The following is a 10393-nucleotide window of genomic DNA, read 5'->3' on the forward strand; positions in this document are numbered from 1 at the left end:
GCTCAGCTTCTGTCGCGTCAGGGACGCGAAAGCCGCATCCCGGGTTCGCTGAGCCGGCCCGAGATGTCCGCGGCCGGCATGGGCCGGTCGTAGAAATAGCCCTGGGCGTACCGGTAGCCCAGCCGGTACAGGGCATCGGCCTGTTCGGCGGTCTCCACCCCTTCGGCGACCGCGCGCAGGGAGAGCCCGTTGCTGAGGTGGATGAGTGCCTCGGCGACCACGGCCTGCTGGCCACCCAGGGTGACGTCGTCGACGAATGATTTGTCGACTTTCAGGGTGTCGACGGGGCAGGTGCGCAGGAGCCCGAGGGAGGAATGCCCGGTGCCGAAATCGTCCAGGGCGATCGTGACCCCGAGGGCTTTGATCGCGTGGAGTTCGTTCAGTGCGGTGCCGCCGTCGAAGACAGCGGTCTCGGTCACCTCGATGGTGAGCCGGTCCGGTGCGAGCCCGGTCTGCTGCAACACGGCGGCGACGTCGGTGGCGAAGCCCGCCTCGCGCAGCTGACGGGCGGAGACGTTGACGCTGACGGTGTGCGGGGCCCGGTCGCCGAGTTCCTGCTGCCATCGGACGGCCTGCCGGCAGGCTTCGCCGAGGATCCACGCGCCGAGCGGCACGATCAGTCCGGTACGTTCGGCGGCGGGGATGAAGTCGACCGGGCCGACCGGGCCGCGTTGCGGATGGTTCCATCGGATGAGCGCTTCGACGCCGTACAGGTAATTGTCGGCCATGGCCACGATCGGTTGGTAGACCAGGTGCAACTGGCCGGTGTCCATGGCGACCCTCAGGTCGGCGGCGATCCTGGCCTGCTCGGCGCCGTGCTGGTCCATGTCGGGGGTGTAGACGACGTAGCGGCCGCGGCCCTGGCTCTTCGCCTCGTACATGGCGACGTCGGCTCGGCGGAGCAGTTCGTCCGCGGTGCCGGCGCCGTTGCCGGCCGGGGCGAGGCCGATGCTGGCCTCGACGACCAGGTCGTGCCCGCAGGCCGAGACCGGGCGCCGCAGCTGCTCGGTGAGGCGGATCAGGGCGGCTTCGTGGTCGGCGGTGCTGCCTGTGCGAAGGAGCAGGACGTACTCGTCGCCGCCGAGCCGGGCCACGGTGGTGCCCGGCGGCACGTGCGCGCTGAGGCGGGCCGCGACGGCGGTGAGCAGGGCGTCGCCGACGGCGTGGCCGAGGTCGTCATTGATGATCTTGAAGTTGTCCAGGTCGATCAGGGCTACGCCGACCGCTGCCGGGTCGGCGGCGAGGGCTTCGGCGGTGTCCCGGTCGAGGGCGACGCGGTTGGCCAGCCCGGTGAGAACGTCGTGGGTCGCCTGGTGGGTGAGTTGCTGCTGGTATTCGCCGAGCTCGCGGAGCCGGACGTCGAGATGGGTCACCAGGGCAGCGTTGTCACGAAGTGCCATCACCTGGCGAACGGCGACCAGTACGGTCACGGTCACCGCCCCGACCGCGACGGCGAACATGTCATCGGTACGGTCGTGCGCGCTGATCAGCAGCAACGTGCCGGTGGTCAGCACGGCGGCGTACGGCATCATGCTCGGGCGCCGCGACAGCGGCCTCGACGCCGGCGTGAGCTGGTGGGCCGCCCGCAGCTGGCGGTCCACGGCCAGAGACAGCACCAGGCACACGATCGGGATGAGCACCGGCCCGTTGGCGACACCAGGAAACGCGGCGAGCAGGGGAGCGGTGGCCCCGCCGCCGGCGCCGACCGCACCGGTGAGCCCGAGCAGGTGCAGGGCGCGGCGGTCGATCGCCCCGGTGCCGGTGAAGGCGACCTTGACGAAGGCGAAGACGCAGATGAACCCGCCGCCGATGACGGCCAGCTCCGACCAGGTCCCGGCGAGACCACCGGTCGCCCAGGCCGGGTAGAGCAGGTGCCAGCTAAACGTCAGCACGGTGACGATGACCGTGGCGATGTCCAGTCCGAAGCGGGTCCACTCGGCACGCGCGCGGCGGGTGCCCGGGATGCGCAGCAGTCCGACCATCATCACCAGCAGCCCGGTCAGGTAGATGCCCGACGTGAGCCCGCTGACCTGGTTGCTGTAACCCGCGGTGAGGTAGTCGTAGCCGTTGCTCACCGACCCGAGGCCGATCAGGGTCACGCCCACGGCGACGTAACGCCAGAAATACCGGCGGGGCATGTCTGCGGTCTGTGGAGTTCCGGCCCGCCAGGCACCCCAGGCAGCGATCAGTACGGCCGACATCGGTAGCACCCAGCCGATCGCCGGCGGATCGTGGCGCACCAGCGCGACGACGAACCAGATCACCGCAAGGCCGGCGACCCCGGCGGAGGCCGCCACGTTGGGGGCCAGGCGCCACCGGGGCACGGCGAGCAGCTCCTGATCCGTCGATAGGGGCTCCGCACCGTTCATGACTACTTTATCGACCCGAGCGGACCTCATATGAGGCCCGACGTGACCATTCCGGGTCAGTGGGGGAGCGGACTATCGGTGCTTGTGGGACCCGTGTACGCCGAGGTGGGTGATGATGACACCGGCAACTTCACCAGCGGGCTGATCACCAACCGGTTCGGGCCGCGGGTGCCGGTCGTCGCCGGCCAGCTGGTCACCGGCGGCATGGCCACTGATCAGGGACTGAGACGCTGCAAGGCGGTACGGGCGTGAAACGTGTTGCCCTCGGGGTCGGCCAATGTCCACGAGCGGAGGTCGTGGTGCGGACGGGTGATCACGGTGGCGCCGAGCGCGAGGAGTGCCTCCGGATGGCGATCGCGTAGGTCGACGTGCCAGCGCATGCGGTTGGGCCCGCGGGAGATCCGGGCACCGGGTCGAAGACCAGGTAGCCCCAGGGGAATTCCGGGTCGGCCAGTACATACCACGGATCGTCTCCCGGTCGGCGGACCAGCCGGGCCCCTCGATCCAGGAAGTGGTCCGGGCCGGCGCCGGGCAGTCGCACGTCGACGTGCACGCGGGCGTCATCGGATGGCAGTGCGGCGACGGGCTGAAGGCGCAAGATCTCTCGAGCGGGTCTGCCCGGCCCGGGGTGGATCCGCCAGGACTGGTCGCCGTCGGACTTGACGACGCCGCCCAGCGCCGTACGCCAGAATTCGGCCTGCCGCTTGTGATCGATGACGTCTAGTTCCAGGCCGTTGAACAGCGCCGTCGGTTGCGTGGCGCGAACCACCACATCGGAGAGCATGCAGGCGTATACCGCGTGCGCTACCGACGGAAACACGTCGATCTTCCTCGATCGAGTGAACCTCCTCCTCCGTGCTTCACGACCGACGTCGCCGTGGACAGTGTCACCCCCCGGTATCTCCCAGGTCACCCCCCGGTATCTCCAGCGAACTCGCCTGGATGGGGCAGACGCCTTCACCGCGGCAGAGACCGTCGCGGCGGGCGATCGGCAGTGACGCGCACGGTCACTGACCTCGGCGGGACGTTGTCCCTCGACATGGCCACGCTGGCCACCGGTTCCTGTATGGACTTCACCCGATGGCGCGGCAGGCGCCTCAGCCGCTACCGGTCCTTCCCGGGCGCGCTCGCAGGACGGCATAGGTGGACGACGATGCTGACGGGGTGTGCTGATCCGGCTGACGCAGCGACGCCTCGGGTAGCGCTGAGCATTCTGCCGGCCATCCAGTAGCGGTGCCTAGCCGAGGAGTCTGGCGCGCGAGCCTGGCCGGCCTCGGGCAGCTGCCCCGTCTCGGTCGCGGTCACCACGGTCCCGGCGAACGGGTCGACGCTGCGGGCGAGCGGCAGGTCCATGCTGGTGCTCAGCCGGTTCACGGCGCCAACGCCTTGCCCGCAACACCTTCGCCACTCTCGCGGGCGGGCGGGGCATCCGCGGGTACGAGATCACCAAGGGCGAAGGCAACCCGAACGCCAGCAACAAGACAGCAGCCGGCCGGCCCGCAACCGCCGCGCGGACATCGCCCGGACCTACTGATCACCTACTGTGCATCGACCGTCTCCGAGACGGTTATCGGGCAGCGGGGTTCTTGGTAGGTGGGTGGTGGGCCGGCAGTCGCTGCGTCTGGTCTGTGGTGGCCGGTCGCCGGCGGGCTCCAGAATCTGTGATCATGCGAGGATGACACGTCTTCTCCGGCTCCTGCTGGCCCTGCTCGGCCTGATACCTGTCGGCACCGGCCTGCTGGGTGTGATCGGTGGCGTGACGTTGGATCCGAGCGGGAACGCATCGAGCCACTATTTCGACAGCGAATACCGTTTCCTCAACGGTGTATGGATCTGCGTGGGGGTTGCCCTCTGGTGGTCGCTGCGCAGGCCGGTCCCAAGGGCGTTGATTACCCGATCCCTGCTGGTGGCCATGGTGGCGGGCGGGGTGGCCCGCGCCGTCTCGGTGGTGGCGGTGGGCTGGCCCAGCCCCGTCTTCACTGCTGCCTTGGGCGTCGAGCTCCTCGTGATTCCGGCCCTTGTCGCCTGGCACACGAAGGCATACCCCTTGCATGCCCCGGCGCCTGCGGGCCATAGCTGAGGTTCGACAGCCCGTAGGTCTCGTCCATCGTCGCGGCGCGACAGCGTTCGCAGTCGTCGGTCCAGGCCTGCGACAGACACCGCTGACGGGTCGATCAGTGCATGGCTCCTCGTTGACGCCGTCTTGACGCTGGTGTGAGTCAGCCGACGTGGATGTGTGGGCGGCGTCCGCGGTCGGGTTCGGCCTGGCGCAGCATTTCGCGCGTGACCGGGGCGACCTCGCCCTGCCCGAAGATCAGGTAGCGGATGAAGTTGAGCGCCGGGTTGCCCTCGGTCCACTCGAAGTAGATGTGCGGAGACCGGTGGGTCGTGTCGCGGATGTGCAGGAGCAGGGCGGCGATGGCGCTGGGGACCGAGGAACTCTCCATGGACAGCACCCGGTAGCGGTGGTGCAGCAGCGCGCCATGCACGCTCAGCTCGGTTTCGAAGTCCGACGCGTCGGTGACGGTGATCTCGACGAAGATGACGTCCTTGTCGTCGGCCATGTCGTTGTCGGCGAGGATCTGGGCGATCTTCGCGCTGTATTCCCGCGCGTCGCGGCTGTCCGGTTCGTTGGCGATCAGCCGGATCCTGCGTTTGCCGATGTCGCGCAGGAACGAGGTCGCTGTGTCGTCGAGTTCGATGCTGGTCACGCGCAGTTCGAAGGCGCGGAACAGGCGGGAGAGCAGCGAGATGATAAGGATCCCGGCGATGAAGCAGGCGGCGATCTTGACGCCGTCGGGGCGTTCGATGACGTTCGCGACGGTGGTGTAGGCGAAGATCGCCGAGATGGCGCCGAACGCCCACGCGCGTTTTGGCTGCCGGCGCCGGTGGGCGGACAGGGTCACGGCCACGGCGGCCGACGTGATCAGGACGAGGACTCCGGTGGCGTACGCGCCGCCCTGGGCGTCGACGTCCGCGTCGAAGACCACTGTGATCAGGAAGGCGGTGGCGGTGAAGACCAGGACCAGGGGGCGTACGGCCCGGGCCCAGTCCGGCGCCATCCCGAATTTCGGCAGGTAGCGGGGTACGAGGTTGAGCAGCCCCGCCATGGCCGACGCGCCGGCGAACCACAGGATCGCGATGGTCGACAGGTCGTAGACCGTGCCGAAGACGCTGCCCAGGTTCTCGTGCGCGAGGTACGCCAGAGCCCGTCCGTTGGCCTGGCCGCCGGCCTCGAACTCCTGATGGGGGATCAGCACCGTCGTCACGACACTGCTGGTGATCAGGAAGACGCTCATGATGCCCGCCGACGTGGTGAGCAGTCTTTTGGCGCCACGGATCCGGCCGGCCGGGTTCTGTGCGGTGTCGCCCGGTGCGCCTTTGATGTGCGGCATGACGGCGACGCCGGTCTCGAAGCCGGACAGGCCGAGGGCGAGTTTCGGGAAGACCAGCAAGGCGATGCCTACCATGATCAGCGGATTGCTGTGCTGAGCGGTCAGCGCGGTGGTCCAGTCGGTGACCTGGCTCGGATGGGTGATGACCCGGTACAGGCCGTCGCCGACCACGGCGACGTTGAGGGCGAGGTAGATCCCGACCAGGCCGACGGCGATGCCGATCGCCTCGGTGAATCCCTTGAGGAACACGGCGCCGAGCAGGGCGACGAAGACGAGGGTGACGATGACCCGGTGCCCGTGCAGGCTGTCGGGCCAGAACGGGTTCTCGTTGACGTGCGCGGTGGCGTCGGCGGCCGACAGGGTGATGGTGATGATGAAGTCGGTGGCGGCGAAGCCGAGCAGGGCCAGGACGAACAGTTTGCCCTTCCAGAAGGAGAGCAGGTTGACGAGCATGGCTATGGAGCCTTCGCCGTTCGGGCTGTCCGCCGCCACCCGCCGGTAGACGGGCAGCGCGCCCAGCAGCGTCACCAGCACGAGGATCAGGGTGGCGATCGGTGACAGCACGCCGGCGGCGAGCGCGGCGATGCCGGGCTGATAGCCGAGGGTGGAGAAGTAGTCGACGCCGGTCAGGCACATGACGCGCCACCAGGAGTGCTTCTTCTCCTGCTGCTCGGGCTCGGCGTGCGGTCCCTGATGCTGCGGGGAGCGGTCGCTGAGGCCGGACAGCAGCCACTGCCGTAGCGGTGCGGCGTGCTTTTCCGTCACGGCCATGAAAACCCTTCCATACGTGTCCAGGACATGTCGCGTGCGATCGTTGCATCCGGGCGCGGCGAGCACCGGCCGCGCGGCGTTAAGACCGCGTATAGATTCGCGCGGTGACGCGTATCCGCCGCGTCAACAACCGGCCGGGTGGTGTCAAAGACGCGTATCCAGCCGTTCCGAGCCCGGCCGGGCGGGTGCACGGTCGAGACATGGACTACGACCCCCTGGTAACCGGGTGGGCGTCATGACGCTCGCCGAACTGCTGCCCTCCCTGCGGACCTCGTTGCGCCCGCATCTCGACGGTGATGTCTGGCCGCTCACCACGGCGTGGGGAGCCCACGGCGATCTGCTGGTGGGTGGGGTGCGGATGACCGCACTGGCCGCGACGTACGGCACGCCGGTGCATGTGCTGTCGGAGGCCGATGTGCGGGCGCGGTGTGCCGAGTACGTGACCGCGTTCGGGCCGGGCGCGGTGGCGTACAGCGCGAAGGCGGGCCTGACCGTCGCGGCGGGGCGGTGGATCTCCGATCAGGGCCTCGGGTGCTACGTGAGCTCGGCGGGCGAGCTGCGGACCGCGCTGCTGGCCGGGTTCCGGCCCGCGGCCATCGTGCTGTGCGGCACCACCAAGTCCGTCGCCGATCTCGAGGCGGCGTACGCCTGCGGCGCGACGGTGGTGTTCGGCACTGCCGCGGAGGCCGAGGCGGTCGTCGCGCGGGCGCCGATCGGCCAGCGGGTCCTGGTCCGGGTAGTGCCCGCTGGCGGCGCCCGGGGCCGCTGCCGGTACGGGTTCCGGCTCGGCTCCAGCGGTGCCGTGGACGTCGTTCGCACGGTGCTGGCCAGCCCGAACCTGGTCCTGGCCGGGCTGGACTGCTCGCTCGGGCATCAGCTCAGCCGGTTCCAGGCGTTCGAGGCGGCCCTGCGCGAGGCGGTCGCGTTCTGCGCGGTCCTGGGCGCCCGGTTCCGCGTCGGTGTGCCGGCTCTCAACCTCGGTGGTGGTCATGCGGTCGCGTACGCCAAACGTGACAGCGGCTTCGCGCTCACCGCTTTCGCGTCGCGGATCCAGGCGATGCTGCGGCTCTCGGCCGAGCGTTACGGGATCGAGCCACCGCGGTTGACGGTCTCCCCGGGCCGGGCGATCGTTACCCGGGCCGGTCTGACGCTGCACCGGGTCACCGCGGTGTCGGCCGAGGGTATGGGCGGGCATCTGGAGGTGTCGCTCGACGGTGACCTGCCTGACTGCGCGACGGGTGAGCAGTGTGCGGGGCGGCATTCCGCGCAGCTGATCGGCCGCGTCTCGCAGGCTCCGATGCGTCCGGCTGTGCTCGTCGGGGGGAGCGAGGGGGAGCGCACGATGGTGATCTCGTCGCTGGAACTCCCCGACGACATCGGCATCGGTGACCTGCTCGCGGTCGCGGGCACCGGCGCCTACCACCACTGCCGGGACCCGCTCGTCGGGCGGCCCGCGGTGCTCGGCGTCGGCGAGGGGCTGGTCCGCACCCTGGTCCGTCGGGAGACGGTCGAGGACCTGCTGCTGCGTGCCGGCTGACGATCCCCAGGAACGCGAGGGGGCTGCCCGAACCGGGCAGCCCCCTCGCCGTGTTCAAGGGGTCGCCAGGCTCATCTTGCGCAGCACCATGTGAGCCTCGGCATCTTCGGCGCCGCCGAGCAGGCTGAGGTCGTCGACGGCACGGTGCAGTTCACGCATGGTGGGCGCGGACAGCAGCACCACGGCGTCGATGTCGGCGGCTATCCACCAGGCGGACACCACGAACGGCTGGGCGCGCAGGTGATCGAGCAGGTGGCTGCCCGCAACGGTGGTCTTGAGCCGTATGCAGACGACGGCCTCGTGCCGGACGTCCTCGGTCGTCACCTCGGTGTGCATCGTCATGACTTGGATATACGCCCTCAGCACCCACCCGGCATGGGGTGTTAACGCGCTTGGTGCACCGGCGGTGAGTTTGTTGACGCGGTGGTGACGGCGGTCTCGTGCGGCGTTAAGAACGCGTCAAGAAGACGCGGGTGCGTGTAGTCATCGCGTGAACATCGCAGACAGCGGGCCTGAGCCGCGCTTTCCTTCTGGACGTAAGCACAACACCCCTCGTCAAGGAGCCTTCCGTGGCCGACGTCTTGTTCGTCCTTCTCACGGTGGTGCTGTTCGCAGCGCTGACCGTGCTGATCCGGGCGGTCGAACGCTGGTGAGCGCCGTCAACCTCATCGGCCTGATCGTGGCCGTCCTGCTCGGCGCCTTCATGGTCGCCGCCCTGCTCTTCCCGGAGAAGTTCTGATGGCCGGCTGGATCTTCGTCATCTCCCTGGTCCTCGCCCTGGTCGTGGTGTACCGGCCGTTCGGCGACTACATGTACCGCGTCGTCACCGGCATCAAGTCCTCGCGCGTCGAGCGCGGTGTCTACCGCCTGGTCGGCGTCAACCCGGCCGCGGAGCAGACCTGGGGTGTGTACGCCCGCAGCGTCCTGGCCTTCTCCGCCGTCTCGGTGCTGTTCCTCTACCTGTTCCTGCGCGTGCAGGACAAGCTGTGGCTGTCGCTGGGCATGCCCGCGGTCACCGACCACATCGCCTGGAACACGGCGGTCAGCTTCGTGACCAACACCAACTGGCAGGCGTACTCCGGTGAGTCGACCATGGGTCACCTGGTGCAGATGGCCGGGCTCGCGGTGCAGAACTTCGTCTCCGCCGGTGTCGGCATCGCCGTCGCCGTGGCGCTGATCCGGGGCTTCGCGGCCCGCAAGGGCGGCACGCTGGGCAACTTCTGGGTCGACCTGACCCGGATCACGCTGCGGATCCTGCTGCCGATCAGCATCCTCGCCGCGCTCGTCTTCATGATCGCCGGCATGGTGCAGAACCTGTCCGGCGGCACCGACGTCACCACCCTGACCGGCGCGACACAGCACATCACCGGCGGCCCGGTCGCGTCGCAGGAAGCCATCAAGGAACTCGGCACCAATGGCGGCGGCTTCTACAACACCAACTCCGCGCACCCGTTCGAGAACCCCACGACGTGGACGAACTGGCTGCAGATCTTCCTGATCTTCCTGATCCCGTTCAGCATGCCGCGGGTCTTCGGCCGCATGGTCGGGCAGAACCGCCAGGGCTACGCGATCGTCGCGGTGATGGGCATCCTCGCGATCGCCAGCGTGGCGCTGACCGTGGGGTTCGAGGTGCACGGCGGTGGCACGGTGCCGCAGGCTGTCGGCGCGGCGATGGAGGGCAAGGAGGTCCGCTTCGGTGTACCCGACTCGGCCACGTTCGCCGCGGCGACGACGCTCACCTCGACCGGTGCGGTGAACTCGTTCCACGACTCGTTCACGCCGTTCGGCGGGATGATGCCGATCGTCAACATGATGCTCGGCGAGGTCGCCCCCGGTGGTGTCGGCTCCGGCCTCTACGGGCTGCTCATCCTCGCGGTCATCACGGTGTTCGTGGCCGGGCTGATGGTCGGGCGCACCCCGGAGTACCTGGGCAAGAAGATCGGCGCGCGGGAGATGAAGCTAGCGTCGCTCTACTTCCTGGTCACACCGACGATCGTGCTGGCCGGCACGGCCGCCGCTTTCGCGACGGGCAACAACAGCACGGCGCTCAACGTGGGACCACACGGTCTCTCCGAGGTTCTGTACGCCTTCACGAGCGCAGGCAACAACAACGGCTCGGCCTTCGGCGGCATCACCGTGAACACGCCGTGGTGGGACACGGCACTGGGCCTGGCCATGCTCCTCGGCCGGTTCCTGCCGATCGTCCTCGTGCTGGCGCTCGCCGGTTCACTGGCACGGCAGAAGGTCACCCCCGAGTCCGAGGGCACCCTGCCCACCCACCAGCCCCTGTTCGTCGGGATGGTCGTCGGCGTCACGATCGT

General features: G+C 69.0%; 10 protein-coding genes. 5 read left to right on the top strand and 5 right to left on the bottom strand.

Going from position 1 to position 10393, the window contains the following annotated elements; genetic code table 11:
- Window positions 1–17 precede the first annotated feature (17 nt).
- Window positions 18–2369, bottom strand: coding sequence for a putative bifunctional diguanylate cyclase/phosphodiesterase (locus tag Ahu01nite_RS49355; RefSeq protein ID WP_239159791.1), 2352 nt, complete (start codon window positions 2367–2369; stop codon window positions 18–20).
- 78 nt (window positions 2370–2447) lie between these two features.
- Here Ahu01nite_RS49355 and Ahu01nite_RS49360 point away from each other — a divergent pair, with 78 nt between their 5' ends.
- Window positions 2448–2621 (top strand): hypothetical protein, encoded by a 174-nt coding sequence (locus tag Ahu01nite_RS49360; protein WP_203843722.1) that lies wholly within the window; start codon window positions 2448–2450, stop codon window positions 2619–2621.
- On the opposite strand, the gene Ahu01nite_RS51975 is transcribed toward Ahu01nite_RS49360, so the two are convergent.
- Window positions 2585–2749, bottom strand: a complete 165-nt coding sequence (locus tag Ahu01nite_RS51975; protein WP_203843723.1) for a VOC family protein — start codon at window positions 2747–2749, stop codon at window positions 2585–2587. The two genes, Ahu01nite_RS49360 and Ahu01nite_RS51975, sit on opposite strands and share 37 nt — an antisense overlap.
- Window positions 2683–3189 (bottom strand): VOC family protein, encoded by a 507-nt coding sequence (locus Ahu01nite_RS49370; RefSeq protein WP_203843724.1) that lies wholly within the window; start codon window positions 3187–3189, stop codon window positions 2683–2685. Before Ahu01nite_RS49370 ends, Ahu01nite_RS51975 begins: the two co-directional genes overlap by 67 nt.
- Before the next feature lie 855 nt (window positions 3190–4044).
- On the opposite strand from Ahu01nite_RS49370, the gene Ahu01nite_RS49375 reads away from it, so the two are divergent.
- Window positions 4045–4449, top strand: coding sequence for a DUF4345 domain-containing protein (locus Ahu01nite_RS49375; RefSeq protein WP_203843725.1), 405 nt, complete (start codon window positions 4045–4047; stop codon window positions 4447–4449).
- Between the two features lie 139 nt (window positions 4450–4588).
- Here Ahu01nite_RS49375 and Ahu01nite_RS49380 read toward each other — a convergent pair whose 3' ends face one another.
- On the bottom strand, window positions 4589–6535 hold the full coding sequence (locus tag Ahu01nite_RS49380) for an APC family permease (RefSeq protein WP_203843726.1): 1947 nt from the start codon (window positions 6533–6535) through the stop codon (window positions 4589–4591).
- A 235-nt stretch (window positions 6536–6770) separates the two neighbouring features.
- On the opposite strand from Ahu01nite_RS49380, the gene Ahu01nite_RS49385 reads away from it, so the two are divergent.
- Window positions 6771–8072 (top strand): diaminopimelate decarboxylase family protein, encoded by a 1302-nt coding sequence (locus Ahu01nite_RS49385; protein WP_203843727.1) that lies wholly within the window; start codon window positions 6771–6773, stop codon window positions 8070–8072.
- Between the two features lie 54 nt (window positions 8073–8126).
- Here the strand turns inward: Ahu01nite_RS49385 and Ahu01nite_RS49390 are convergent, their stop codons facing one another.
- Window positions 8127–8414, bottom strand: a complete 288-nt coding sequence (locus Ahu01nite_RS49390) for a hypothetical protein (RefSeq protein WP_203843728.1) — start codon at window positions 8412–8414, stop codon at window positions 8127–8129.
- A gap of 307 nt (window positions 8415–8721) precedes the next feature.
- On the opposite strand from Ahu01nite_RS49390, the gene kdpF reads away from it, so the two are divergent.
- Complete coding sequence (gene kdpF, locus Ahu01nite_RS49395; protein ID WP_041840852.1) at window positions 8722–8811, top strand: K(+)-transporting ATPase subunit F; 90 nt, start codon at window positions 8722–8724, stop codon at window positions 8809–8811.
- Window positions 8811–10393, top strand: a 1583-nt coding sequence (gene kdpA, locus Ahu01nite_RS49400; protein WP_203843729.1) for a potassium-transporting ATPase subunit KdpA, incomplete at its 3' end; no start/stop codon positions are given. The genes kdpF and kdpA, both read left to right, overlap by 1 nt.

The sequence above is a fragment of the Winogradskya humida genome, assembly GCF_016862215.1.
GTDB lineage: Bacteria > Actinomycetota > Actinomycetes > Mycobacteriales > Micromonosporaceae > Actinoplanes > Actinoplanes humidus.

Bases quoted from the DNA above. Each gene is read 5' to 3' on its own strand.
- Ahu01nite_RS49355 (WP_239159791.1), bottom strand. From the start codon at position 2,369: ATGAACGGTGCGGAGCCCCTATCGACGGATCAGGAGCTGCTCGCCGTG.
- Ahu01nite_RS51975 (WP_203843723.1), bottom strand. From the start codon at position 2,749: ATGCGCTGGCACGTCGACCTACGCGATCGCCATCCGGAGGCACTCCTC.
- Ahu01nite_RS49375 (WP_203843725.1), top strand. From the start codon at position 4,045: ATGACACGTCTTCTCCGGCTCCTGCTGGCCCTGCTCGGCCTGATACCT.
- Ahu01nite_RS49380 (WP_203843726.1), bottom strand. From the start codon at position 6,535: ATGGCCGTGACGGAAAAGCACGCCGCACCGCTACGGCAGTGGCTGCTG.
- Ahu01nite_RS49385 (WP_203843727.1), top strand. From the start codon at position 6,771: ATGACGCTCGCCGAACTGCTGCCCTCCCTGCGGACCTCGTTGCGCCCG.
- Ahu01nite_RS49390 (WP_203843728.1), bottom strand. From the start codon at position 8,414: ATGACGATGCACACCGAGGTGACGACCGAGGACGTCCGGCACGAGGCC.